The 24899-nt window shown below is 64.3% G+C and carries 30 protein-coding genes, 1 tRNA gene and 1 pseudogene; 17 read left to right on the forward strand and 15 right to left on the reverse strand.

Annotation, left to right across the window (positions count from 1 at the left end; translation table 11 throughout):
* Positions 1-3: 3 nt before the first annotated feature.
* From QX121_RS23095 to QX121_RS23105, 3 genes are all read left to right on the forward strand, one after another.
* Positions 4-864 carry an ATP-binding cassette domain-containing protein gene (locus QX121_RS23095; protein ID WP_315813122.1) on the forward strand — a complete coding sequence of 287 codons (861 nt, stop codon included), beginning with the start codon at positions 4-6 and terminating at the stop codon, positions 862-864.
* Between the two features lie 14 nt (positions 865-878).
* Entirely contained in the window at positions 879-1454 is a 576-nt protein-coding gene (locus tag QX121_RS23100; protein WP_315813123.1) for a flavin reductase family protein, read from the forward strand.
* Between the two features lie 91 nt (positions 1455-1545).
* Positions 1546-1701, forward strand: a complete 156-nt coding sequence (locus tag QX121_RS23105) for a hypothetical protein (RefSeq protein ID WP_315733870.1) — start codon at positions 1546-1548, stop codon at positions 1699-1701.
* Here the strand turns inward: QX121_RS23105 and QX121_RS23110 are convergent.
* From QX121_RS23110 to QX121_RS23150, 9 genes are all read right to left on the reverse strand, one after another.
* On the reverse strand, positions 1692-2216 hold the full coding sequence (locus QX121_RS23110; RefSeq protein ID WP_315813124.1) for a hypothetical protein: 525 nt from the start codon (positions 2214-2216) through the stop codon (positions 1692-1694). The two genes, QX121_RS23105 and QX121_RS23110, sit on opposite strands and share 10 nt — an antisense overlap.
* On the reverse strand, positions 2146-3525 hold the full coding sequence (locus QX121_RS23115) for a sigma-54 dependent transcriptional regulator (protein WP_315733866.1): 1380 nt from the start codon (positions 3523-3525) through the stop codon (positions 2146-2148). Before QX121_RS23115 ends, QX121_RS23110 begins: the two co-directional genes overlap by 71 nt.
* Before the next feature lie 53 nt (positions 3526-3578).
* Complete coding sequence (gene fliN, locus QX121_RS23120; protein ID WP_315733864.1) at positions 3579-3926, reverse strand: flagellar motor switch protein FliN; 348 nt, start codon at positions 3924-3926, stop codon at positions 3579-3581.
* A 30-nt stretch (positions 3927-3956) separates the two neighbouring features.
* Positions 3957-4577, reverse strand: coding sequence for a FliH/SctL family protein (locus QX121_RS23125; protein ID WP_315778077.1), 621 nt, complete (start codon positions 4575-4577; stop codon positions 3957-3959).
* A complete protein-coding gene (gene fliG, locus QX121_RS23130; RefSeq protein ID WP_315733860.1) occupies positions 4577-5671 on the reverse strand; it encodes a flagellar motor switch protein FliG in 1095 nt (364 codons plus the stop codon). The genes QX121_RS23125 and fliG overlap by 1 nt, the downstream gene beginning before the upstream one ends.
* Before the next feature lie 44 nt (positions 5672-5715).
* A complete protein-coding gene (fliF, locus tag QX121_RS23135) occupies positions 5716-7317 on the reverse strand; it encodes a flagellar basal-body MS-ring/collar protein FliF (protein ID WP_315733858.1) in 1602 nt (533 codons plus the stop codon).
* 337 nt (positions 7318-7654) lie between these two features.
* Positions 7655-7930, reverse strand: coding sequence for a DUF1153 domain-containing protein (locus QX121_RS23140; RefSeq protein WP_002714638.1), 276 nt, complete (start codon positions 7928-7930; stop codon positions 7655-7657).
* A gap of 272 nt (positions 7931-8202) precedes the next feature.
* Positions 8203-8901: a flagellar hook assembly protein FlgD gene (locus QX121_RS23145; RefSeq protein WP_315733856.1), complete on the reverse strand. Its 699-nt coding sequence runs from the start codon at positions 8899-8901 to the stop codon at positions 8203-8205.
* 12 nt (positions 8902-8913) lie between these two features.
* The gene (locus QX121_RS23150; protein ID WP_409999363.1) at positions 8914-10518 is read right to left on the reverse strand and encodes a flagellar hook-length control protein FliK; all 1605 of its coding nucleotides are present in this window, start codon (positions 10516-10518) and stop codon (positions 8914-8916) included.
* Between the two features lie 356 nt (positions 10519-10874).
* Between QX121_RS23150 and mnmA the strand changes: the two genes are divergently transcribed.
* From mnmA to QX121_RS23185, 7 genes are all read left to right on the forward strand, one after another.
* Positions 10875-12071, forward strand: coding sequence for a tRNA 2-thiouridine(34) synthase MnmA (gene mnmA, locus QX121_RS23155; RefSeq protein WP_315733852.1), 1197 nt, complete (start codon positions 10875-10877; stop codon positions 12069-12071).
* A gap of 27 nt (positions 12072-12098) precedes the next feature.
* On the forward strand, positions 12099-12734 hold the full coding sequence (locus QX121_RS23160) for a class I SAM-dependent methyltransferase (protein WP_315733850.1): 636 nt from the start codon (positions 12099-12101) through the stop codon (positions 12732-12734).
* A gap of 75 nt (positions 12735-12809) precedes the next feature.
* Positions 12810-13160, forward strand: coding sequence for a hypothetical protein (locus QX121_RS23165; protein ID WP_315757300.1), 351 nt, complete (start codon positions 12810-12812; stop codon positions 13158-13160).
* Between the two features lie 233 nt (positions 13161-13393).
* A tRNA-Met gene (locus tag QX121_RS23170) sits at positions 13394-13470 on the forward strand.
* A gap of 241 nt (positions 13471-13711) precedes the next feature.
* Positions 13712-14161, forward strand: a complete 450-nt coding sequence (locus QX121_RS23175; RefSeq protein ID WP_315813126.1) for a hypothetical protein — start codon at positions 13712-13714, stop codon at positions 14159-14161.
* Between the two features lie 566 nt (positions 14162-14727).
* Positions 14728-15090, forward strand: a complete 363-nt coding sequence (locus tag QX121_RS23180) for a hypothetical protein (RefSeq protein WP_315785461.1) — start codon at positions 14728-14730, stop codon at positions 15088-15090.
* A gap of 42 nt (positions 15091-15132) precedes the next feature.
* A complete protein-coding gene (locus tag QX121_RS23185) occupies positions 15133-15432 on the forward strand; it encodes a hypothetical protein (protein ID WP_315813127.1) in 300 nt (99 codons plus the stop codon).
* A 6-nt stretch (positions 15433-15438) separates the two neighbouring features.
* On the opposite strand, the gene QX121_RS23190 is transcribed toward QX121_RS23185, so the two are convergent.
* The 4 genes from QX121_RS23190 to QX121_RS23205 form a co-directional block, all read right to left on the reverse strand.
* Positions 15439-15684, reverse strand: coding sequence for a hypothetical protein (locus tag QX121_RS23190; protein ID WP_315813128.1), 246 nt, complete (start codon positions 15682-15684; stop codon positions 15439-15441).
* A gap of 204 nt (positions 15685-15888) precedes the next feature.
* Positions 15889-16338 (reverse strand): YbhB/YbcL family Raf kinase inhibitor-like protein, encoded by a 450-nt coding sequence (locus tag QX121_RS23195; RefSeq protein WP_315813129.1) that lies wholly within the window; start codon positions 16336-16338, stop codon positions 15889-15891.
* A 15-nt stretch (positions 16339-16353) separates the two neighbouring features.
* The gene (locus QX121_RS23200) at positions 16354-17013 is read right to left on the reverse strand and encodes a dienelactone hydrolase family protein (protein ID WP_315813130.1); all 660 of its coding nucleotides are present in this window, start codon (positions 17011-17013) and stop codon (positions 16354-16356) included.
* A gap of 31 nt (positions 17014-17044) precedes the next feature.
* Positions 17045-17473: a DUF2267 domain-containing protein gene (locus QX121_RS23205; RefSeq protein WP_315813131.1), complete on the reverse strand. Its 429-nt coding sequence runs from the start codon at positions 17471-17473 to the stop codon at positions 17045-17047.
* 228 nt (positions 17474-17701) lie between these two features.
* Between QX121_RS23205 and QX121_RS23210 the strand changes: the two genes are divergently transcribed.
* Complete coding sequence (locus QX121_RS23210; RefSeq protein ID WP_315778083.1) at positions 17702-18268, forward strand: HPF/RaiA family ribosome-associated protein; 567 nt, start codon at positions 17702-17704, stop codon at positions 18266-18268.
* Positions 18269-18350: 82 nt separating this feature from the next.
* Entirely contained in the window at positions 18351-19328 is a 978-nt protein-coding gene (locus tag QX121_RS23215) for a ribose-phosphate diphosphokinase (protein WP_315733831.1), read from the forward strand.
* 16 nt (positions 19329-19344) lie between these two features.
* Here QX121_RS23215 and QX121_RS23220 read toward each other — a convergent pair whose 3' ends face one another.
* Complete coding sequence (locus tag QX121_RS23220; protein WP_315733829.1) at positions 19345-20412, reverse strand: hypothetical protein; 1068 nt, start codon at positions 20410-20412, stop codon at positions 19345-19347.
* Between the two features lie 101 nt (positions 20413-20513).
* Here QX121_RS23220 and QX121_RS23225 point away from each other — a divergent pair, with 101 nt between their 5' ends.
* The 4 genes and pseudogenes from QX121_RS23225 (at position 20514) to QX121_RS31675 (ending at position 23110) form a co-directional block, all read left to right on the forward strand.
* The gene (locus QX121_RS23225; protein ID WP_315813132.1) at positions 20514-21179 is read left to right on the forward strand and encodes a phosphoribosyltransferase; all 666 of its coding nucleotides are present in this window, start codon (positions 20514-20516) and stop codon (positions 21177-21179) included.
* A gap of 14 nt (positions 21180-21193) precedes the next feature.
* Positions 21194-22525, forward strand: a complete 1332-nt coding sequence (locus tag QX121_RS23230) for a nicotinate phosphoribosyltransferase (protein ID WP_315813133.1) — start codon at positions 21194-21196, stop codon at positions 22523-22525.
* A gap of 77 nt (positions 22526-22602) precedes the next feature.
* Positions 22603-22815 (forward strand): annotated as a pseudogene (locus QX121_RS31670) (DNA polymerase III); the annotation flags it as partial.
* Between the two features lie 25 nt (positions 22816-22840).
* Complete coding sequence (locus QX121_RS31675; protein WP_409999364.1) at positions 22841-23110, forward strand: helix-hairpin-helix domain-containing protein; 270 nt, start codon at positions 22841-22843, stop codon at positions 23108-23110.
* A gap of 215 nt (positions 23111-23325) precedes the next feature.
* Here the strand turns inward: QX121_RS31675 and QX121_RS23240 are convergent, their stop codons facing one another.
* A complete protein-coding gene (locus QX121_RS23240; protein ID WP_315798190.1) occupies positions 23326-24174 on the reverse strand; it encodes an outer membrane protein in 849 nt (282 codons plus the stop codon).
* 354 nt (positions 24175-24528) lie between these two features.
* Here QX121_RS23240 and QX121_RS23245 point away from each other — a divergent pair, with 354 nt between their 5' ends.
* Positions 24529-24807 carry a hypothetical protein gene (locus tag QX121_RS23245; RefSeq protein WP_315813135.1) on the forward strand — a complete coding sequence of 93 codons (279 nt, stop codon included), beginning with the start codon at positions 24529-24531 and terminating at the stop codon, positions 24805-24807.
* Positions 24808-24899 lie beyond the last annotated feature (92 nt).

A 24899-nucleotide genomic window follows, 5' to 3' on the forward strand; every position in this document is an offset into this window, starting at 1 on the left:
TAAATGCAGCAAGCGCTCCGAATTCCCGTGTCCGGCGCCGAGGCGATCGACGGCGCTGACGTGATCGGGCAGGCTGAGGCCTTCCGCCACGCGAGGAAGCCAGGCGTGACCCCGGCCAAACCCGAGACGCGCGGCCTGCCGCTGGTGATCCGCGACCTTCGCAAGGCGTTCGGCGACAACGAGGTGCTGCGCGGCATCGATCTCGAGATTCCGGCCGGTCAGTTCGTCGCGATCGTCGGTCAGAGTGGCTGCGGCAAGAGCACGCTGCTCCGCCTGATCGCAGGTCTGGACAAGCCGACGTCGGGCAGCATCAGCTTCGGTGAAGCCGCGGCGCGGCCCGAGGACGTCCGCGTCATGTTCCAGGAACCGCGGCTGCTGCCGTGGGCGCGGGTGCTCGGCAATGTCGAGGTCGGCCTCGGCCGCGAGCGCAAGGCCGCCGGCGCGCATGAGCGCGCGCGGCAGGCGCTGGAGGAAGTGGGTCTCGCCGACAAGCGCGACCAATGGCCGGCGGTGCTGTCCGGCGGCCAGAAGCAGCGCGTCGCGCTGGCGCGCGCGCTCGTCAGCGGTCCGCGCCTGCTGGCGTTCGACGAGCCGCTCGGCGCCCTCGATGCGTTGACGCGGATCGCGATGCAGCGGCTGCTGGAGCGGGTCTGGGCCGATCAAACCTTCACCGCAATCCTGGTCACCCATGACGTGGCGGAAGCCGTGGCCCTGGCCGACCGGGTTCTGGTCATCGAGAATGGCCGGATCGCCGAGGACATCAGGGTCGATCTGCCGCGCCCGCGCCAGCGCGGCTCTGCGGAGCTTGCGGCGCTGGAAGGCTCGATCCTGGGCCAGTTGCTTGGACCGGGCACGGCGGGTTAGGAGATATCATCGCAATGAACTCCATCATCCGTCACATGCCCGATGCTACGGCGCTTCAGCCTGACTTCCGCTCTGCGATGCGCCAACTGGTCGGCGGCGTCAGCGTCATCACCGTAGGGCGCGGCGATGATGTGACCGGTATGACCGTGAGTTCGCTGGCGTCGCTGTCCATCGAGCCGCCCTCGGTGATCGTGAGCCTGAACCGGAACGCCTCGTCCTGGCCGATCCTGCAGCGGGAGCGTGTTTTCGGCGCCAATCTGCTCGCCGCGGACCAGATCGGCGTGGCCGAGCGGTTCTCGGGTAAAGGCGGTCTCAGAGGCGCCGAGCGGTTCGCCGGCGCCGAGTGGCGCAAGCACGTGACCGGCGTGCCGCTCCTGGTCGGGGCGCTCGCCGCGCTGGACTGCGAGGTCGAGGAGATCATCGAGCGGCATTCCCATGGCATCGTGATCGGCCGCGTGGTGCATGTCGAGGTGGCGCCGCAAGCGGCAGCCCTGGCGTATTGGCATGGCGGCTATGTGCACGTCGATCGCGACGCGGACATCGCCCGACTTGGCCCCCTCGGCGGGGCCGATCCGCAGGACGTGCCGTAGGGGGTGAGCGGCGGTTGGTCGCAGGGTGGCGTCCCGAAGCTGAACGCCGTAAAAGCACCGCGGCCTTGAGGCGGTGTTTGCGGCGGAGCTGATGAAACGGATCGGAACCTGGGCGCTCTACGTGATCGGCACCGTCGCGATCCTTTATCTCGCGCTCTATGCCTATGCCGTGCTGACGCAACGCGAGTTCACGCCCGGCGATCCCATTCACATCTTCCGCAATCCCGAGGCGCCGAACTATTCGTGAGGTCGTGCCCGGCGACGACGCGCCGGCGTGTTCTCGCGAACCCACGGATCCGGGGACTGCTGACAGTCCTGTAGCTGCATCCAATCGTCGGTCAGAAACTGCACGCGGCAGCGGCGCCACACTTTGATGCGCCCGCCATCCGGCGACGTCTCGGCATCGGACAACGAGAGGGTGGGCGGCCGCCAGCGATAGCTGCGTTCATTGTCCCAGCCGTCGCAGCCCTCCCTGCCACAGGCGATCGTTCGCGAGATCAGCTTGCCCTTGCCTGCGAAGCACCAGCTCCGGGCGCCCCATTCCTGACCCGACGACGGATTGACGAGCGGCGCGTGCGACGTCTGCTCCCAGCAGCCGGACAGCACGCCGCGCGTTGCGGCATCAGCCGGCGAAACGGCAAGCGGCGCGCCGAGGGCCAGCGCGCCGCCGAGAACGATCCGGATGGGCAGATTATACGGCGCTCGGCACGCGCGGCGTGTCGCCGGAGCCTGGCGGCGGGATCGGCACGCCGCCGTCGGCATATTCGTTGAGCTTGTTGCGCAACGTGCGGATCGAGATGCCCAAGATATTGGCCGCATGTGTCCGGTTGCCCAGGCAGTGCTTCAGGGTCTCCAGGATCAGGTCACGTTCGACATCGGCGACCGTGCGGCCGACCAAAGCGCGTGTGACCTGTTCCGCGGCCATCGTAGCATGCGCGACGGCAGGCTGGGTCTTGCCGATGTCGAGACGGGTGCCGTCCGGCGTGAGGATGGCATCCGGCCCGATCTCGTCGCCCTGCGCCATCAGCACCGCGCGATGCATCGTGTTCTCCAGCTCGCGCACGTTCCCCGGCCAGCGATTGGTGGTGAGGATGCGCTTGGCTTCCGCCGAGATCGGCCGCAGCGGCACGGCATTGGCCTCGGAGTATTTGCGCGCGAAATGCTGTGCCAGCTCGAGAATGTCGGCGGGGCGCTCGCGCAGCGGCGGGATCTTCAGGTTGACGACGTTGAGGCGGAACAGCAGGTCCTCGCGGAACGTGCCCTCGCGAACGGCGTCGGCAAGGTTGCGGTTGGAGGTCGCGATGATGCGGATATCGACCGGCACCGGGCGGGTGCCGCCGACGCGGTCGATCACGCGCTCCTGGATGGCGCGCAGCAGCTTGGACTGCAGCCGCACGTCCATTTCCGAGATTTCGTCGAGCAGCAGGGTGCCGCCATTGGCCTCCTCGAACTTGCCGATGCGGCGGGCGACCGCGCCGGTGAAGGCGCCCTTCTCGTGGCCGAACAGCTCGGATTCCAGCAGATGCTCGGGGATCGCGGCGCAGTTGATCGAGATGAAGGGACGCTTGGCGCGGGCCGAGCGGGTGTGGACGTAGCGCGCCAGCACCTCCTTGCCGGTGCCGGACTCGCCGGTGATCATCACCGAGGCGTCGGAGCCGGCGATCTGCTGGGCGAGCTTGATCACCTTGGCCATCGCCTCGTCGCGATAGACGAGGTCGCGCGAATCGTTGGCGACGGCGGCGAGCACCGCCGCGATCAGCTCGGGATCCGGCGGCAGCGGAATGTATTCCTTGGCGCCGGCATGGATGGCGGCGACCGCGGCGCGTGCATCGCTGGTGATGCCGCAGGCGACGATCGGCACGTGGATGTGCTCGGCGTCGAGCCGCATCACCAGGTCGCGGATGTCGAGCGCGACGTCGACCAGCAGCAGGTCGGCGCCCTTGCCGCCGCGCAGCACGCGCATCGCCTGCTCATTGTCCTCGGCATGGGTGACGGTGGCGCCGTTCTCCATGGCGATCTTGGTGGCCGTCGTCAACTGGCCCTTCAGCGTTCCGACGATGAGAAGCCGCATGTTGGTCTCCTATTCGGTCGCGCCGCTCTCGATCGGCACGCAGGTCATGCCTGTCAGTTGCGGTCGGACTTGATGATTTCGGTCATCGTCACGCCGAGCTTGTCTTCGACCAGAACCACCTCGCCGCGTGCCACGAGCCGGTTGTTGACGTAGATGTCGATCGCCTCGCCGACCTTGCGGTCGAGCTCGAGCACAGTGCCGGGCCCGAGCTTCAGGAGCTCGCCAACATCCATCTTCGAGCGGCCGAGCACGGCCGAGACCTGAACCGGGACGTCGAACACCGCCTCGAGGTCGGCCGCGATGCGCGCGGCATGCTCTTCTTCGTTGTAGCCGACGTCCCCGCCCAACGGAGGTGCGTCCGCAGAATTGAGGTCGGGAAGCGGGATCTCGTTGTCGCTCATGACTTAAACTCCTTCGGCCGCCACAGCGGCCTAGTTCTTCCTGGACGCCATGTAGCGTCCGACCAGCTCGTTGATCTTGGCGTCGATCGCAGCGCGCTCCAGCACCACGCCGCCATCGGCCCACTCGATGCGGCAGTCGCCGGTCGCGATCTCCGGCTCGGCGAGGATCACGAGGCGTCCCTCGAAGCCGCTCTGCTTGGCGAGCTTCTCGATCTTCTCGCGGGCGAGCTCGTACAGCGTCTCGTTGATGCGCAGCACGAGGTGTGGCGTGGCCACCAGATGCGCGAAGCAGTCGTGCACGAGTCCGACGATCTCGCCGAGCGGCTCCGCGTCGATCAGCGCCGCGCACAGCTTGCGGGCGACGGCGACCGCCACATCGACGGCCTCGGTTTCCATCCGCTGCTCGATGCCTTCGAAGCGGGCGGAGATGCCCTGCAACTGGATGTTGATCTGCTCCAGCGCCGACGCGACGCGGCGGTCGGCCTCGACCTTGGCTTCGCGCTGAGCCGCCTCATAGCCGTTGCGGTAGGCGGCGGCTTCGGCGGCCGCGACCTTCTGTGCGATCTCGGCGGACGTGGCCGCACGCTCCCGCGTCGTCTTCTCCGGCGCGGCGAAGTCGGTATCGAACAGGAATTTCGCGGGCTGAGCCATCAATACACCAGTTCGTCGTCGGCGCGGTTCTTGCTGAGCATGATCTCGCCCTTGGCGGCGAGATCCTTGGCGAGATTGACGAGCAGGGCCTGCGCCTCGTCGACGTCGCGCAGTCGCACCGGTCCCATGGCGGCCATGTCGTCCTGCAGCATCTTGGCGGCGCGCGACGACATGTTGCCGAAGAAGAAGTTGCGGACCTCCTCGTTGGCGCTCTTGAGCGCCACGCCGAGCTTGTCCTTGTCGACATTGCGCAGCAGCGTCTGCGCCGAGGCGGAATCGAGCTTGATCAGGTCGTCGAAGGTGAACATCAGCGCCTTGATGCGCTCGGCTGACTCCCGGTTATCTTCCTCCAGCGAGGTGATGAAGCGGGTCTCGGTCTGGCGGTCGAAATTGTTGAAGATCTCGGCCATGACCTCGTGGGCGTCGCGGCGCCGGGTCTGCGACAGGTTCGACATGAATTCGGTGCGCAAGGTCTGCTCCACCCGCTCGATGACCTCCTTCTGCACCGCTTCCATGCGGAGCATGCGGCCGATCACGTCGAGCGCCATGTCCTCGGGCAGGATCGCGAGCACGCGCGCGGCATGCTCCGGCTTCAGCTTGGACAGCACGACCGCGATGGTCTGCGGATATTCGTTCTTGAGGTAGTTGGCGAGCACCTCTTCCTGGACGTTGGAGAGCTTCTCCCACATGTTGCGGCCGGCGGGGCCGCGGATCTCGTCCATGATGCCGTTGACGCGCTCCGGCGGCAGATATTGCTGCAGCAGCCGCTCGGTGGCGTCGAAATTGCCCATCAGCGCGCCGGAAGCAGACATGCGCGAGACGAATTCGAGCATCAGGTCCTCGACGACGTCGGCTTCGATGGTTCCCAGCGTCGACATCGCGAGCGACAGCTCACGCACCTCGTCGTCATCGAGCTGCTGCCAGATCTTGCCGCCATACTGCTCGCCGAGCGCGAGCATCATCACGGCAGCGCGCCGCGGGCCGCTCAAGGGCTCGGTCTTCGGGCGCTGCGCCTGGCGGCTCGCCAGCGTCGCGATCACCGTGGAAATGTCGTTGTTGTTGGCGTTGGCGTTCTGGGTCTGCGGCAGCGACATGGCGTCTACGTTCTTTTCAGTTCAGGCGGTTCACGTCGGTGGGATCAGTTCTGCTGCGGCTCGGCGAGCCACTGGCGGATGATGGCGGCGGCTTCGCCCGGGTTGCGGTCGGCCAGCTCGCCCACCCGGTGGACGGACTGGGCGTGGACCTGGCCCTGGACCTGGGCGACGTCGATCAGGCTGGCGGTCTGCTGGGCGTGAGCGGCTGCCTGGACGGTTTCGTCGGTGAGCGCCGGCAGGCCGCCGCCCAGGGCGGCGACCTCTTCGGTGGCAATGATCTTCTTCACCAGCGGCCGCACCACCATGAACACGACGACAATGCCGAGCAGCATCATCACCGCGAGCTCGATGACGTACATGACGTCATCCTTGGTGAAGTGGAGCATGCCGAGGAAGCCGGTGGGCTCGTTGATCTGCGGCACCGTGGGAGCGTCGGCGAATTTCAGGTTGACCACCTCGACCTGGTCGCCGCGCTTCTGGTCGAAGCCGATTGCGGAGCGGACCAGCGCGGCGATGCGGTCGAGCTCGTCCTTGCTGCGCTCCTGATAGACCAGCTCGCCCTTTTCGTTCTTGGAGTAGGCGCCGTCGACCAGCACCGCGACCGAGATGCGGTTGACCCGTCCGGCCTCGGTGACCTCCGTCTTGGTGGTCCGGGAGATCTCGTAATTGTTGGTCTCTTCGGTCTTCTTGCTCTGGTCCCGCGGCTGCTGCGGCGGCTGGTTCTGCTGGTTGCCCGGCAGCTCGTTGTTGACCGTAACCTGGCCGTTGCTCTCGTTGGTCGCCGACTGCTCTTCGCGGGTCTGGCTCGAGCGCAGCACGCGGCCTTCCGGATCGTAGCGGTCGGAGGTCTGAGTGATGCGGTTGAAGTCGAAGTCGGCGGAGAGCTGGACGCGGGCGCGGCCCGCACCGACGACCGAGGAGACGATGTCCTCGACCTGCTTGCGCATCCGCTTCTCGAAGGCGTTGCGGCGCTCGTCGCCGACCTGCTGGTCGATGTCGGTCTGGGTGCCGTCGGCGAGCAGCTGTCCGGCCTCGTCGACGATCGACACCCGCTGCGGCTTCAGGCCGTTGACGGCGGAAGCGACGAGGTGGCGGATGGCGCGGATCTGCGCCGGCTCGAGGGTGCCGCGCACGCGCACGACGATCGAGGCGGACGGCTCCGGAGTCTCGCGCGAGAACAGCGGCCGCTCCGGCAGGACGAGATGGACGCGTGCCGCCTGGACGCGGTCGATGGCGCGGATGGTGCGGGCGAGTTCGCCCTCGAGCGCGCGGAGATGGTTGATGTTCTGGACGAAGCTCGTGGTGCCCAGCGCGTCCGACTTGTCGAAGATCTCGTAGCCGACGCCACCGCCCTTGGGCAGGCCGCCCTCGGCGAGCTTCATGCGCAGCCGGGTGACCTTGTCCTTCGGCACCAGGATCACGCTGCCTTCGTTGCGGATCTCGAAGGCGATGCCCTGCCGCTCCAGATCCTTGATGATGCTGGAGGAGTCTTCCATGGTCAGGTCGGTGAAGAGGGTGGTCATCTGCGGCGCCGTCACGCGCATGATGACGAAACCGAAGAAGCCGATCAGAGCAGCGGTGACTGCGATCATGGCGGTGAGCCGCGCGGCGCCCAAACCCTTCAGAAAGTCCAAGAGACCTTGCAAGCAACTGCCCCATAGTTCGGCATTTCGACGGGTGGCTGCTGAAAGGTGATTTGAGCTTCGCGGGCCTTTACGGCCGGTTGCATAGATCGCGAAATTCAATCCTTAACCTTCACCAACACCCGCATTTCAGGTGGCGATCCGATGTCAGCCGCTGCCCCCGCCATTCGCGGGACGGGTTGCGGAGGTTGAAACGAACCACTGGGCAATTATTGCCTATGGGAAGGTTTCGATATGGTTAACGGTGGTTAAAGGGTCCTAACAAAGTGTAGACATGCAAAAAATCGGCTTGGCAGAGCCAAGCCGATTTTCGAAGAAGTCCAGTCGCGTCGGTAACGATCTATTGGCGATATTGCTGAATTCGGGTGGTGCGCAGGCCGGCCAGACCGTGCTGGTCGATCGAGAACTGCCACGACAGGAATTCGTCGACGGTCAGGGTGTAGCGGCTGCACGCTTCCTCGAGGGATAGCAAGCCGCCGCGAACGGCGGCAACGACTTCCGCCTTCCGGCGAATGACCCACCTCTTGGTGCCTGGGGCAGGCAAATCCGCGATGGTGAGCGGGCTGCCGTCAGGCCCGATGACGTATTTCACCCTCGGGCGATGGGGTTCTGTCATGGCGTACTCACAAACTCTTAACCACTGAACTCACGGTAAGACCCTACGCCGCCTCGCTTAAAATTTGCCTAAGCCAAGGGCGCGAATCCGGCGATGTGCGCGAACGCCGCCACTTCCGGTGGCGAGACGCCCCGGGAGCGGAATCGTGGTAAATGATTGGTTAAGAATTTCCGGTGCTTACGCTGACGTGTCGTCGCGGCAGCGGAGCTTGATGTTCAAGCTCAGCTGCAGGCGCATCCGCGGTCTCAGGAGCCGGTTGCGGGCCTTGGGGGCTAGCCGACGATCTGCCGGATCTGGTTGACCGTGTAGGTCTGGCCGCCGATCGTCAGCAATGGCGGCTGCTGGGTCAGGTCGACCGAGGACACCGCGCCCTGGACCTGGGTCTTGATCGCAACCGGATTGCCGTTGGTGGCGTCGGTCGCCACCGTCGTGATCTTGTACTGTCCATCCGGCCATTGCGTGCCGTCATTGCCCTGACCATTCCAGCTGTAGGTCTGGTTGTCACCGGCGTTGGCCGTATATTTGCCGGTGAAGACGGTCTGCCCGGCCTTGTTGATGATGTTGACCGTCAGATTGCAGTTCTTGGGGATGGTGAGGCCCCAGCTCGCCTTTCCACTGGACAGGCTGGTGGTGTCGCCGGCGACGACCGCGGTCTTGCCGACGAAGGCCAGCGCCTGGGTCGCCTGTGCCGTCTGCTGCATCGTGAGCAGCGATGCGAGCTGGTCGTTGGTCTTGAGCTGCTGCTCGACGCCGGCAAACTGCACGAGCTGCTGGGTGAACTGGTTGGTGTCGAGCGGATCCAGCGGATTCTGGTTCTGCAGCTGCGTCGTCAGCAGCGTCAGGAAGGTCTGGAAGTTGCCTGCAATCGTCGAGCCCGCGCTCGAGCCGAGGTTGCTGTTTCCGGATGACGAATTGGTGTTGGTCGTGCCCGAGACTGGCGGGCTTGACGTGATTGCGTCGCCGATTGCCATGGAAGCCTCCTGTTAAACCCTGATATCCACGCCGCCTTGCGCGCCGAACATCCGTCCATAGGACCGGCCGGCGAGCTGGACCGGGACGTTTTCGTCCTCGGTCACGATCAGGCGTTGTGCGTTGCCATTCTGTTGATAATCGCCGCCGTTCTGGCCGGACGAGTTCTGGTCGCGGAGCGAGAACTGCAATCCGCTATTGTTGCTCTTGAGGCCGGCGTCCTGCAGCGCCTGCTGCAGCTGCGGCGCCGTCTGCTGCAGCATCGCCAGCGTCTCCGGCTTCTCGACCCGCAGATGCGAGGTCACCTGGCCGTTGCGGTCGACGTCGATCCGGACGTCGATGCGGCCGAGCTCTGCCGGATCCAGCCTGATCTCGAAGCGGCTCTTGCCGTTGAGCGCGGAGGCTGCGATCTCGACGGCAAGCCCGTGCAGCGGCACGGTGGCCGCCGTGGCGGCTGTCGCGGTCAGGTTGGCCGAGGTGATCTGGCTGGTCGATGCGGTCGGCGTCGACAGCTGGGGCTGCACGGCGGCCGTGGCCTGTGCGCTCGGGTCGGGCGCCGGCGCGTTGGTCGGGCTGGTCGTCGGCGCGGCATTGCGATCATGTGAGGCTGGTGCCTGCACGTTGCCATTCGCCTTCCCGTCGCCGGCCTCGACGGAGTCCGGCTTGGCTGCAACAGCGGGCTGTTGGGCGAGGGCGCCATGGCCCGGCTGCTGAGCGGCCTGGACGTCGCCATTGCCCGGTTCGGTGACCTTGCCGGCGGCGCCGTCGGCGAGCCCCGTCTTGGTCTGGGTGCCCGGCTTGCCCGTCGTCTTGGTGCCGCCGGGAACGGCCGCATCGAGCGCGGCGGTGAAAGTCTGATCGGCAGATGCGGCAGCGTCGCCGGAGGCCGCCGCTGCCGTCTCGGGCGCCGCCGCGGTGGATCCGGCTCCGTCGGCATCCTTGGCCGCCCCGGTGGATTTGGCTGCGGCCGCCAGCAGACCTGCTGCGGCATCGACCGAGCCCCGCGGGCCAACACCGGATGCTCCGATGGGCGCGGTGGCGCCGGGTGCGTTGGATGTGCCGTCGCCGTCCGCCGTGCCATCGCCGGTGGCGGGGTTGGCGAGGGTGATGTCGGGCTGGATGGCGACGGCGACCGGCGTCGGCACGGCCACGGTCTGCTCGGCTATAGCGGTCGTTGCAGCGCTCGCATCCGTGCCGGCCTGATCGCCGTCCTTCTTGTCGCCCGTCTTGCCGTCGCTGGTCTTGCCGTCGGCGGTCCCAGCCGCATCGGTCTTGGTCGGCGTGCCGGTGGTCGCGTCGGCCGTGGTATCCGAACCGCTGGCGTCGGCGCGCGCAGTGCTGCCGTCGGCCTTGTCCGCCGGCTTGTCCTGCGACCTGGCCTGGGTGGTGCGATCGGCGTCGCCGGCCCGCGCCGGCTCACGGCTCGGGGTGGAGGCGCTGCCGGCGCGCGGTGACGGCGACGTGGAGGTGGGCGGCGCCGCTGTCGACGGATCCGGAGTCGCGGCGTCGACCAGTGCCGAGAAGCTGTCGGACGGCTGCGGAGCATCCTGACGGGACTGTCTCGGCGCCGTGGTCTTGAGAGCCGTGCCGGCCTGGATGTCTGACGTGACGCTGAACACCTTGGAACCTCTCGCGATGAACTCGACGAAGCAGTTCAGCAAGGAGCGGGCCAAGCCAGTGCTGTAGAAAATAGTCAATGAATTCAATTTCTTATGGAATCGATCGCGGCGTGGATCCCCCGCCGCGTCCTCGCCATTTCTGCCCGGCCGGCAAGATTTGCCGCCGGCATCTGCGACCGGCGCAATTGCTTCGCAGGAAGTGCGCCTATATTAGAGACAGATGCTTTCGTGTTGTTTCCGATCAGGACGTCCTGTCCGGAGATCGCCCGAAGCAAGCCATCCGCAAAGACGGCGCATGCGAGGCGTTCCCGCGCCGGGAACCCGTTGCCTGACGCCGCGATCGCAGTGACCGGATCATGCTCAACAGTCTCGATCTCGAAGGCCGTCCCGAAGACACCAGGGTCGTCGTCGCCATGTCCGGCGGCGTGGACTCGTCGGTGACGGCCGCGCTGTTGAAGTCGGAAGGCTACGACGTCGTCGGCATCACCCTGCAGCTCTACGATCACGGCGCGGCGACGCACCGCAAGGGCGCGTGCTGCGCCGGCCAGGACATCCACGATGCCCGCAACGTCGCCGAGCGCCTCGGCATCCCGCATTACGTGCTGGACTACGAAGACCGCTTCCGCGAGTCGGTGATCGACAATTTCGCCGCCAGCTACGCTTCGGGCGAGACGCCGGTGCCGTGCATCGAGTGCAACCGCGCCATCAAGTTCGGCGATCTCCTGAAGACCGCGCGCGAGCTCGGCGCCTCCGTGCTCGCCACCGGCCACTACGTCGCCTCGCGGCGGCTGGCGGACGGATCGCGCGCGCTCACTTGCGCGGCGGACAGCGATCGCGACCAGAGCTACTTCCTGTTCGCGACCACGCGCGAGCAGCTCGATTATCTGCGCTTTCCGCTCGGCGACATGACCAAGCCGGAGGTGCGCGAGCTCGCGCGCCGCTTCGGCCTGGAGGTCGCCGACAAGCACGACAGCCAGGACATCTGCTTCGTGCCCACCGGCCGCTATACCGACATCATCGGCAAGCTGCGCCCGAACGCCATGGAGCCGGGCGAGATCGTCGATCTCCAGGGCCGCGTGCTCGGCGTGCATCACGGCATCGCGAACTACACGATCGGTCAGCGCAAGGGCCTCGGCATCGCTGCCGGCGCGCCGCTCTACGTCGTCAAGCTGGACGTCGCCACCCGCCGCGTCGTGGTCGGCCCGCGTGAGGCGCTGCGGACGCATCGCATCACGCTACGCGAGGTCAACTGGATCGGTGACGGCGCGCTCGACGCGGCCGCGCGCGAGGGCCTCGAATTGTTCGTGCGGGTGCGCTCGACGCGGCCGCCGCAGCCGGCCTGGCTGCGCGGTGCGGACGGCCATTACGAGGTCGAGCTCGTCGCCGGCGAAGAGGGCGTCTCGCCGGGCCAGGCCTGCGTGTTCTACGATGCCGCGTCCGGCCGCGCCCGCGTGCTCGGCGGCGGCTTCATCCAGAGCGCTGTTGCGGAAAGCAGCAGCTTGGGCGGCAACGTGATCAGGCCGCAGCGCGTGGCCGAGCCGGTCCGCGGCTGATCAGCATCCATCATTCGGGGCAGGGGCATGGGGGACATCGACCGCGCGGGGGTCGAAAAGGCCTATGAGCGCTGGGCGCCGATCTACGATCTGGTGTTCGGCAAGGTCTTCGATCAGGGCCGCCAATCGACCATCGCGGAAGCCGATCGCATCGGCGGTCGCATTCTCGACGTCGGCGTCGGCACCGGCCTGTCTTTGTCGGACTATGCCCGGACCACGAAGATCTGCGGCGTCGATATCTCCGAGCCGATGCTGCGGCGGGCGCAGGCCCGCGTGCGCGAGCTGAAGCTCTTCAACGTCGAGACGCTTGCGGTGATGGACGCGAAGCATCTCGCTTTTCCCGACAATTTCTTCGACGCGGTGGTCGCGCAATACGTCATCACCGCGGTGCCGGATCCCGAAGCGACGCTCGACGATTTCATCCGCGTGTTGAAGCCCGGCGGCGAGCTGATCCTGGTCAACCACATCGGCGCCGAGAGCGGCCCGCGCCGCCTCTTCGAGCTCGCCTTCGCGCCGATCGCGCGCCGGCTTGGCTGGCGGCCGGAGTTCCCCTGGGCCCGCCTCGTGAACTGGGCCGCGAAGCATGGCGGCGTCACGCTGGCCGAGCGCCGGCCGATGCCGCCGCTCGGACACTTCTCGCTCATTCGCTACCGCAAGGGCTGATCGCCAGATACTCTGGCAGGCGCTTTGCCATGCCCTCCGCGCGGAACGCGAGCGCGGGGTTTGCGTTGCCCCGCCATGAGCATCAGGCAATCCTTGTTCCTCTCGTTCGCACTGGCCTCGGCCGCGGCTGCGGCCCACGCCCAGGCGCCCCCGACGCCGGCCACGCCGCCGCAGGCGACCGCGCCGGCGCCCGATGCGAATGCCGCCTGCGCGCCGAACGTCCGCGCGACGGCGACGCCCGACGGCATCACCACCGGCCGCGCCGGCGAGCCGCTCGGCGACAAGCTGGCGAAGACCAACGGCGTGTTGTGTCCGCCGAGCGGGGTCGATCCGGAGATGCACGCGCCGACCCCGGAGGGCGGCACGACGCCGGTGATTCCGCCGCCCGGCAGCCCCGGCGGCAATCCGAACGTGCAGCCGAAGTGAGCCTCTTGTGATCTGCATTGCCGAGCTGCCGCTCTCTCCCGCGTCGGCCCGTGCCCCTCGGCGAGCGACGGATACATTCGCAAGGCCTTGGAGAGTCGCCTAGAATCCGCTGGTGCGAAAACCGCTGCGGCCGGCGAGCTTTGCTTGACAGGGGCGGAGACGCCTCCTTATATGCCGCCCGTTCACAAGGCCCGGCGCCCGCTTCGGCTGGTCTTGCCTTGATCGAACACCGTGGCGGGGTAGCTCAGCTGGTTAGAGCACGGGAATCATAATCCTGGGGTCGGGGGTTCGAGTCCCTCCCCCGCTACCACGCGTGACCCACTATTGTAGCGGGCCTCTGGGAACACATCTCTCCCGAGCAATGCGGCCAGCTTTCCCTTGACTTCAATCTCAAAGCCCTCCTGGGGTCCCTTCGGGTGAACCGCGACGCCATGCACGAGGGCCCGGAAATCGTCGATCAGGGTGCCTCGGTCGTCCTCCGCGCTGGCGTGGTCCGCCATCGTTTCCGCTAGCGCGCCGACAGTCGCGACATAGCGGTCCAAGGTTGCCGGATGCAGGGCAACAGGGACGGGGGCTTCCTCGAGCGCGGCCAGTTCCGCCTCAACACGCTGTCGTTCCTCCTTCAGCTCGGCGATCCGCTGCCGGGCATCCTCCTCGGAGATGACGTAGCGAATCACAAGGTCGATGTTGCGCTGCCGCTCGCCCTCGATCCGATCGCGCTTCGCCTCCAGTCGCGTGCGCGTTGCGGCCGCGTCTCCGGCAAGCCGCTCTCTCTCACGATTGTAGTTGCGCACGTAGATTTCGATCAGCCGAGGATCCTTCAATCCTCGGCCATGCCGCTTAGGACCAGATTCTCGACGTCCCGAACGTACAAGATCCTGCGGTTCGAACAGCTGCCGCTTTCGCGCACGGCCGAACAGCGGACCCGGGTCTTAGCAATCGCGCGATTTCCGGGTACGAACCTCCTCCGTGCGCAACAGCGCACGGACGCAACGGCGTAGCGCTCCATGCGCGGCGTCCACACGCATTGCGCTGCGTCGCGCCCAATCCTCAAGCCCAAGGATCACGCACAATGTTGCTGCGCTGATTGTGGTTCTTGATGTGCAACTCATGCATTGCGACGGTGTACGAGATAAGTGACCTGTTACTTGGAGCGCGAACAAATTCAAACTTGCCACTCACCGCAGTGCCTTCGATGGACGTTAGCACCAATCGATGTCGATCTCGGTAGAGCACAGGCGTAGGAGATATCGTTCGCGATCGGCGATAGTGGGCATCGTTCTCAAATTGTAAGGCTTGGCCGCGTATCTTAAATTTAGAATGAGGCATATTCGACTTGATGAAACTGATTGAGGTCAAGTCAAGCATTCAAGACCGGTAAGCGGGCGCTGTGCCATTTCGAAAGAATGCGATCAGGCACCTCGGAGGCCGTTCCTGATCGGTCGACGGGGAGGCGCTTCGCGTCGATTGGGACGAACCCGATCGAAATGAAAGCCAGTGGCACCGTTGATCCAGATCAATAGCAGTCGGCTGTAACGGCGCGATCTTTTTACAAAAGAGGTGCACCATGTCCGTGCAGTCGCCTTTGACTGACTCACCGGGACCTTCGAGCCGAGACGAACGCACTCGCCAGATCGATTCAGCAGCCTGGGCGGTGTTCTTCATCTGGGTCGGTGTCGTCATGCTCGCCGACCTTCCCTGGGCTTGGTTCCTTGTAGGAGTCGGCGTCCTCATTGTAGGCGCGCAGATCGTGCGACAGCAACGGGGCCTGAAGGTCGAGATGTTTGGTGTAATCGTGGGGCTCATCATGCTCGCGGCCGGCATCTGGGATCTTGTTGCTCTGCCCTTGCCGCTTATGCCCATTATCTTGATCGTGCTCGGCGGCTATCTGCTTTGGAAGACGCTTTCGCGAAGGGCTGAATCTTCGTAGGCGCGTGGTAGTGCGCGGCGCAGGGAGGCCGGGATGACTTGGATGACCAAATTGGTCGTGCTGGGGTTGGTCGCAGTTGGCGGCGTGGTCGCGCTCCGGTGTCTTCCGGTCGAGCCGCGGCACCGCTTGACGCGCACAGCAGGTGATTGGGTGAACAAGAAGATGCTCGCCCACATGGGGTGGATAATGGCGAGCCTTCCGGAAGGCGCCCCACCCAAGCTGGTTATGTCTGTCCTGCCCAAGCTCCAGGCGCAGAATGAAGAGATACTCGAGCTGCTACGCGTGCAGAACGAGCTTCTTCGGCGAGGGCAGAACATCAGCGAGTTAAGTTTGGACGCCTGACGCACCCTAAGCACCCGGAATGACAATAGCCGCCGGTCCCACCATTCGCGCTAACGTTTGTCGCGCAGGATTCTGGACCTGCTGGTCGTAGCCGCTGCCTTCGCCAGTGCGGCGGATGCGCGGCAGGCGCACCGGATGGCGATCTCCGGCCGGGGTGACGGCTACGACGGATATTGGAATGGTCTCATCATCACTGACGCCGGCACGTGCGATCGCACCTACAGCCTTCCCGTCCATATCGCAGGTGGACATGTGCTGTCCGGAGGAATGGCCGAGGTTGCTGGCAGTGTCCCTCGCAGCGGTGATCCCAGTCTCGCTGGTCCATCATTCGGTTCAGACGATGAGTGTCCTTTCGCCTACTTCATCTTTGGGTTCAGTCGAGAGTCCGCTAAACCCTTGTGGGCGCAAGTTCCAGGCACATTGGGCCGGTCGTGACGATCGGCGTCTCGCACGCGACTATCTATGATACAGGCCGACCAGAGTGGCCTCGGCGAGGGTGAACTTGCGCGCCTCGCGTTCGACGTCGCGGCACGAAGCATTCGCCCGTATATTCAGATGATCCGCCGAGAGCGCAAGGAGCCGGAAATGATAGTGGTGGACGCCATGTCCCGGCGGAGGACACGGTCCTCCATAGCCAATCTTCCGGAAATCGTTGGCGGCCTGCTTCAGCCCGGGCTTCTGTGATGCGCCATCCACGAGGCCGGTTTGCGTGGGCGGAATGTCGTAGACCGCCCAATGATGCCAGGTGCCGCTTGGGGCATCGGGATCGTCACAGAGCAGGACATAACTGCGGGTTCCCTCGGGTGCGTCGGCCCACTGCAGGTGCGGGGACAGGTTTTCGCCGTCGCAGGTGAAGCGTCGCGGAATAGTCGAGCGGTCGACAAAAGCGTCAGACAGGAGTTCCATGGCTCTCTCCTAGCTTCAGATGGAGACAGGCGCTGGTGTGCGCAGATATCGCTCGAACCACTGGCTGGCATGGTCGATGACGGTGTTCATTGCGCCCGGCTCTGGAAACAGGTGCGTCGCGCCGGGAATGATTTCCAGTTCCGTTGGCCCGCCAAGCCGGGTGAGCGCCTCCTCGTTCAGCTCGATCACGCCGGAGTCGGCGCCGCCCACGATCAGCAGGGTTGGCGCATGGACATGGGACAAGGCCTCGCCAGCCAAATCCGGACGGCCGCCGCGGGAGACTACGGCGGCAATTCGATGAGGCAATTGAGCCGCGGCGACAAGGGCGGCCGCGGCGCCGGTGCTCGCGCCGAACAATCCAACCGGGAGGCCGGCAATCGCCGGTTTAAGGCCTTGAAGCCAGTCGATGGCTGCGACCAGCCGCTTTCCAAGCATTCCGATATTGAAAACGTTCGAGCGGTCATGCTCTTCTTGCGGCGTGAGAAGATCGAATAGCAGCGTCGCAAAGCCGCGCTCATTCAGCCCCTGCGCGACCGCAATGTTCCGGATACTGAATCGGCTTGAGCCGCTGCCGTGTGCAAAGACGATCAGGCCACGTGCATTTTCCGGCAGGGTCAGCGTTCCTGCCAGCCCGAAAGGCGGAATGCGAACGTCGAACGCTTGATCGATCTTCATGACGCATCCGCTCTGGGTCAGCCCTTCTGGATCAGCCCTGGAGGTTTCTGAGTTGGGCCGGAAGATGGGCCATCAATTTCTCGAATTCGCCGGGATCCAGCTTTTCCCACAGCACTTCGTAGACTCCACGCGCGGCCGTGAGAGGGTCGATGGGAAATTGCGGCGGAAGCTCTCGGCCAACATGCGCTACAAATTCGTCGATGTGCCGCTCCTTGGTCGGAGTCGCCGCCATATGCCAGCCCTCGTAGTAGATGCCGCGCACGATGATCGGTAGCTGCGCGCCGAGCTTAGCTGCGACCTCCGGCGGCAGACGGTCGCGCAGCGCGTGCAGGACGGCTCGCAACGCATTGTAGGCATGGTGGCGGCTTTCCAGGGCCAGCTGCTCATCGATCGCTTTGAGCCAAACATTGGTTTCCTGAACCGAATGATCCAATGCAGTCACACCCGTTGTTGTGCTCATGGTCTCGCTCCCAGGACAGAGACAGATGGCCAATTAGTCGCAGCCTGTCCTCGGCCTGCTTTGACCTGCCGCAAAGTTCCCCGAAGGAGGGCAACAAAATGAGCGCCGCCGGGCGTTCTGGACCGGCGGCTAGTTACCTGGTTGAGGGCGTCGGGCCGGGTTGATTTCGCGCAAGGCCGTGCGCGGGCGGCGTGCTCAGATCGGTCGCCTTTTCTGAGGAGCAAGATCATGCAAACCCCGGCTCAAATCGAATTCGAGAATCTGACGCCGTCTCCTGAGCTGCAAGCTGCGATCAGCCAGCACATTTCCGAGCTGGAAAAGCGCTTCGGTCGAGCGACCGCAGGGCGCGTCATCGTGCGAGGCCCTGGCGAGCGTCACAAGACGGGCGGTCAGTACCAGGTAAACATCCGGCTCGTTCTTCCCGACGGGCGCGAAGTCAACGTGGGCCGGACGCCCAAGGAGGATGAAAGGTATGCCGACCCGACCTTTGCAGTGGACGACGCTTTCAAGCGGGCGCGGCGGCAACTGCAGGATCAGGTGCTTGTGATGCACCGCGAGACGAAGCACCACCAAGGAGAGCCGGTTGGCACCGTGCTACGGATCGATCCTAGCGGCGAATTCGGGTTCCTCGAGGCGGACGACGGCCACGAGGTTTATTTCAATTGCAACAGTGTTCTGGAAGGCCGCGCGAACATCGCCGTCGGCGCGCGTGTCGGCTATGTCGAGGAGCTCGGAGAAAAGGGGCCTCAGGCCAGCACGGTCAGGCTCCTGAGCAAACACGGCATGCGGACGTAGGTGGTTCCTCATCTCAATTGGTGGTGTGCTCACAATGGACAGTAGCTGGACGCCTCGTACCGCACGGACGCGGAGCGATCGGTTGCGCCTTTTTGCCTTGAATGGCAGCACGGAGCTGGGCGAGCGGATTGCGTCCTCATTGGGCTGCAAGCTGGCGGCCCACGAAGAGCGCAGCTTTGAAGACGGCGAGCACAAGGTCCGGCCACTCGATACGGTTGCCGGGTGCGATGTCTTTGTCGTTCACAGTCTTCACGGAGGTCCGATTGAGAGTCCGAACGACAAGCTTTGTCGTCTGTTGTTCATGATCGGCGCACTGAAAGACGCAGGTGCCACGAGCGTGACCGCAGTCACGCCATATCTTTGCTACGCGCGAAAGGATCGCAGAACGAAAGAGAATGACCCCGTGACGATCCGTTACCTGGCGTCGTTGTTCGAGGCGGTCGGCACGGCCAGGATGGTGACGCTCGATGTGCATAACGAGGCTGCCTTCGAGAATGCATTCCGCTGTCCTTCGATTGCACTCACCACGGCGCCGCTGCTGATCGGAAGGATAAAATCAATCGCCGGCGACAGGCCGATCAGCGTCGTCTCTCCCGATCTCGGTGGTGGCAAGCGGGCCGATCTGTTGCGGGAGGCATTGCAAAAGGCCTTGCAGAGACCCATAGGCAAGGCCTTCGTCGAGAAACATCGCAGCTCCGGCCGGGTGTCCGGCGACCTCTTTGCCGGCGACGTGGCTGATGCGTTCTGCGTCGTCGTCGACGATCTCATCAGCAGTGGCGGAACCCTGGTGCGTGCGGCGAAAGCGGCGCGCGCGCACGGCGCAGGAAGTGTCATTGCGTGCGTCGCTCACGGCCTGTTCATGCCGGGGGCGGAAACGGCACTTGCGGACGCGTCTATCGATCACATTATCGCGACGGACACCGTTCCGCCGTTTCGGCTGCGCCCGGGTCCGGTTCTCGCCAAGCTTGAGGTGATCTCGGCGGCTCCGCTGCTGGCAGAAGCCATCAGACGGCTGCATCAGAACGAGTCGCTGGCTGATTTGATGATGTATCAGGCTTGACGAAGCCTTGCTCGAATCATCGGGCGAGCAGCCGTTCAAGCCGCTTTGCATCGGCTTCGGCAAGGGCGAGATAGTGGCGCGCGACGCGGGGCCATTTTTCCGGCGTGCGCGGCCGGGCATCGAGCAAATGCGCGATGGACAAGCGCGCCCGTAGCATCGCGCGACCAACTCGATAAAACAGGAATACGCCGCTGGCCGGATCATCGTGCAGCGTGCGTGCCAGCCCTTGTCGGATCGTGTCGCCGAACCATCGGCTGCCAAGCCGTTCGCATTCCAGGTGCAGAAACGCGATCTCGTCCAGTGCATCGCTGGCCCGCAAACGCGAATTGAACTCGAGACAGTCGATGATCGGATGGGCAGGCGTGAGCCAGATGTGCTCTGGTCTCAGGTCGCCGTGACCATCGACGATAAGCCTTTGCGAGACCCGATCGATGAGGATCCGGGCGTTCTGCTTGAGAAATCGTCGTTGAACGGATGCAACGCGCAAGATCGTGCCGTGCGGCAGGGCGAAGCGTCGATTCAGCAGGACTTGCAAATCGAGGACGGCGGCTTCGTGCAACGAAGCCAAATAGGTCTCTGGGTCGATCAGGACCCGCGAAGCATGCGAATAGAACCCGGCGAGAACCGCTGCGAGCTGGTCGGCATCGGTCTGGCGAGCGGTGCCGTTGCGCAGCATGGCCTCGAGCGTTTCGTCCTCGTTCAGTCGGCGCATGACGACGAGCCAGTCAGCCACCGGACCGGAGCCGCCGATCGCGTACCCCGAAGCAGTCTCGGTCAGCGGAACGACGCCGAGATAGACGTCGGGTGCCAGCCGGTGGTTGAGGCTGGCTTCTGCCAGGCAGGCCGTCCTGCGGCGAGCCAGAGTCGAAAAATCGAGATAGGCAAAACGGACCGGCTTCTTGAGCTTGTAGACCCGCCCGCCATTCATGAAGACCCAGGACATGTGGGTCTCGCGCGTCTGAAGGCGGTCGGGAACGGGAGTGTAGCCCTCGGGGCGGCTCAGGAATGCGACCTTGCCGGAAAGGGCAGAAACGCTGACGTTCTCGGCACCGTCCGTCGTGAGTTCGTTCTGGCGGTCCAGCATGACAATCACTTGCCAAACGAAGACCGAGACAGTTTGACACCGATCAACGATCCCGGGCGCCGGAGCAATAATCTGACAAAAATTCAAGCGGATCTGCCGACATGTTGTTTCAGGACCGGGAAGACGCCGGCCGTCAGCTGGCAAAAACCTTGCTGAAGTACAAGAGCCGCCATCCCGTGATTCTGGCGTTGCCTCGGGGCGGCGTTCCCGTGGCGGCTGAGGTGGCCGAACGGTTGGAAGCGCCGCTCGATCTGGTTCTGGTGCGCAAGATCGGCGCGCCCATGCAGCCAGAGCTCGCGATCGGGGCGGTGGTGGACGGAGACGATCCGATTATCGTTCGCAATCAGGACGTCATCGATCTGACCGGCGTGAGCGAGAAGACGTTCGACGCCATCTGCGCCGGTGAGCTTGCCGAGATCGACAGGCGGCGCGAGCTTTATCTTGGCGGTCGCCTGCGGTCCGACGTCAAAGGGCAGGTCGCGATCATCGTCGACGACGGCATTGCGACGGGGGCGACGACGCTCGCAGCGATCCGCGCGCTGCGAAGACGAGAGCCGAAGGAGTTGGTCCTAGCCGTCCCGGTCGCGCCGCTCGAGACCTTGCAGCGGTTGCACACGAAGGTCGATGCAGTCGTTTGCCTGGACACGCCGCGAGACTTTGGCGCGATCGGCTACTATTATCGGGACTTCGGCCAAGTCAGCGATGACGAGGTCATCGCAACCTTAAAGCGGTTCCCGGCGAAGACGACGACGACACCGGCCTCCTGATCTCGGGGTTGCTCATGAATACGTCGTCAAGCGCGCTCCTGACGGACCTGTACCAACTGAACATGGTGCAGGCGTATCTGGAAGCGGGCCAGACGCAGACCGCCGTCTTCGAATTCTTCGTCCGGAAGCTGCCGCCCCAGCGCAACTTCCTGGTGGCGGCCGGTCTGGAGCAGGCGCTCGAGTTCCTGCGAGGTCCGCGCTTTTCCGACGACGAACTGAGCTGGCTGGTACGAAGCGGCCGGTTCAGCGCGAGCCTGATCCATTATATCGCAGATTTCCGCTTCAGCGGTGACGTCCACGCCATGCCGGAGGGCACGATATTCTTCGCCAACGAACCTATCCTCCGCATCACGGCGCCTCTCCCCGAGGCTCAGCTCGTCGAGACCCGCTTGATCAATCTGTTGCATTTCCAGTCGCTGATCGCGTCCAAGGCCGCCCGCATGGCGCTGCTCGCGCCGAACAAGCTGTTGGTCGATTTCGGGCTGCGCCGGGCTCATGGCGCGGAAGCCGGTCTTTTGGCAGCCCGCGCCAGCTATATCGGGGGCTTTGCCGGGACTGCGACCGTTCTCGCCGAGAAATGCTTTGGAATCCCTTCCTATGGCACGATGGCGCATTCGTTCGTCCAATCGTTCGATGACGAGACGGCAGCGTTTGAAGCTTTTGCGCGGGCAAGACCGAAGGATCTCGTGCTGTTGATCGACACCTATGACACGGAGATGGCGGCCAGAAAGGTGGTGGCCTTGGCTCCCCGGCTGCGGGCCCTTGGCATTCCCATCCGTGGAGTTCGGATCGACAGTGGTGACCTGGTGGCGCTCTCGAGAAGCGTCAGGCGGATCCTCGACGAGGGCGATCTCGAGGACGTGACCATTTTCGTCAGCGGCGGCATCGACGAAGAAGCACTGTCTTCCTTTGAAGCCGCCCCCATCGACGGTGTCGGGATCGGCACCAGCCTGGCGACATCCTCCGATGCCCCCGCCCTCGACTGCGCCTATAAGCTACAAGAGTATGCAGGCACGCCGCGACGAAAGCGTTCGACCGGAAAGGCGACTTGGCCGGGCCGCAAGCAGGTGTGGCGTCGTTATGATCCCGACGGCCACATGGCCTCCGACGTGCTCTCGACGGACGATGACGTCCAAGAGGGAGAGGCCCTGATCGTCCCTGTCTTGCAACAAGGGCGTCCGGTCACGCATCAGCCCTCGCTCCAGGATATCCGCGCCTACGCCCGGACTCAATTGGGGCGACTGCCGAGAGCTCTTGAGGGACTCCAGGTCGGCTCGTCCTATCCGGTCCATGTGGCGGCACGGCTCCGAGAATTGGCCGCTGCTGTCGACTTGAAGACGAAGTAGGTTGCTGGGGCTAACTCTCGTCATCTGTGCCAAGAGCGGAACGCCCGGTGTGCGCCTAGAAGGCATGGAGAGCGCCTATGCCGGTTCAGAATGCCGAAATTGCCGAGATGTTCGACCAGGCCGCGGAGCTCCTGGAGATCAAGGGCGACAATCCCTTCCGTTCCCGCGCGTATCGTAACGCAGCCCGCCTGATCGAGCGCCTGCCCAGGAGCATCATCAGCCTGCTGAAGGCAGGCGAGGATCTCTCCGAGCTACTTGGGATCGGCAAGGACCTCGCGGGCAAGATCGAGACCATCGTAGCGACGCACAAGTTCGATGTGCTTGACCGGCTCAAGCGTGAGCTGCCAGGGGGCCTCGGTGAGATCGCGGCGCTTCCCGGGGCTCGGGCCCAAGCGGGTCAAACTGCTCTACGACAAGCTGGGCGTCCGCTCACTCGAGGATGTGCGACGCGCGATCAGATCGGGGCGACTGCGCGAGCTGAAAGGGGGCGGGGTCAAGAGCGAGCAGAAGCTCTTGCTCAACGAAGCGCCGCATCAGCTTCCCCGCAGAGAGAATCATCAAATCCGGCTGTTGCCGGTCGGGTGATGGTACAGACGGTGTACCTCCAGCTTCGGAAATACGCCCTCCATTCGGGGGACCGACGTTTCGTGCCATAAGCGGACCAACCACTTGCCGCTAGATCGTACGCGCTGTTGATGGACCAGCTGCGGGGGCAGTGACAGTGCAATCAATTGACAAACGGCACCGCCAAGGAGCGCCATTGTTGCTCTGCGAGTTCAGTACGCATTCAACGTAGTCCGCTAGAAGCGATAGTTGATGCCCACGCGAACGATCTGGAGTTTCGTGCTCACCGTATGGTTGGCTACTTGTCCAGGGGGGCCAAATCCGGGTGCGTTATTGAAAGTCGAATAGGAGAAGTTGCCGAGGTCGGCGTAGAGATACTCAGCCTTCGCGGACCAATGGTCTCGGAATGCCCATTCGACGCCACCGCCGGCTGTCCAGCCGACACGGGTGCTGCTGCGGCCGCCGACATGACATTCATTCAAGCCGTTCACGATCGGGCAGCCGTCGGCAAAATCCCACGCAAATCTCTTTGATGCGTCGACATTGGCGATCGCCGCGCCGCCCGTGCCATAGATCATGAATCGGTCAAAGGCCCAGCCAATGCGCCCTCGGACCGTGGCGAACCAATTCATGCCAATGTCGTCGACTGATGCAACCGTTCTCCCCGATACCGGCTCGACAACATTGCCGGTGTTTCGCGACACTTTGCCGTCAATGCCGTTGAAATCGCCCTCGATACCCAAGACCAGGTGCGACCAACCTCCGGTTGTTGGCTGCCAGTTGCACCCGACCTGTCCGCCACCGGTAATGCCGGTGTGACTAAGGTTCGCCAGACCGGCATTGTTGATTGCCGTTCTTGCAATGCCATTGATGAGATTGGGCGGGAACGGAGGCGCGTCGGTCGTCAGGTTGTGTTTCACCTGGCCCCCGCCGAGGTTCGCGCCGACATAGCATCCCGTCCAACTAAACACGGCGAGCGGCGCAGCGCGGGGCGGGGCCTTCAGCGGCAGATCGGCCGCCGACGCGGCCTGCGCAAATGGAAGGATTGAAACAGCAGAAATGATTGCGACGGATGCGTTACGCATCGTTACCTCCCACCACCAGACCCGAGCCATGCTATTCGGTGCGCGGGTCCGTGGGCAATAACTTCGGGTTGTTTCATTTATAAATTTCAACCCAGTGTGATGTTTTAACCACAGGTTGTATGTTGCAAAATATGAAGCTCATCGCGCAGCCTTGGATTGGGGATGCATTGCTCACCTAACAACGCCGAGATGCAGGGAGCCGCAGTCCATTGCTGGGGATCACCGTGGTTTCGGGGGCGCCTATCGCGCCGGCGGCGGGGACTTTGTGGCGTGTGCCGGGGCAACTTTCCCCGCGCTCCCTTTGCTCGGCTCGATAGGCCTGTCCGCTGATCGGCGGGTTGAGATGATGAGACCGTGTCCGTTTCCACCAGGTCTGGGTTGCTTCTGATGGCTCGGAAAATCATGCTTGCCGGCTTTGCCGTGTTTCCTTTGGTGCTGCTCTGGTTCGGAGGTCCGATCGTCTGGACCGCCCTGCGAACTGGGCGGCTGCTTGGTCGTGGCGCCGTCTACGATCGTGACGTGCAGCCCAAGATGTACTTTTTTTGCTTGGTGTTCTGGCTTTGCATATTTCTCGTTGTGGCAGGGAATAGCGTAATAGTGCTCATGCATGTCGACGATTGGCTGTTCAATTGAACGCCACCTGCGCCATTCCACCGCGCTATCGCGCGTCGGCAGCGAGGCGCCGACAAAGAAAACGGCGGCCGGGGGGCCGCCGTTGGAGTCGA

The organism is Bradyrhizobium sp. SZCCHNR2028, from assembly GCF_032380995.1.
GTDB lineage: Bacteria > Pseudomonadota > Alphaproteobacteria > Rhizobiales > Xanthobacteraceae > Bradyrhizobium.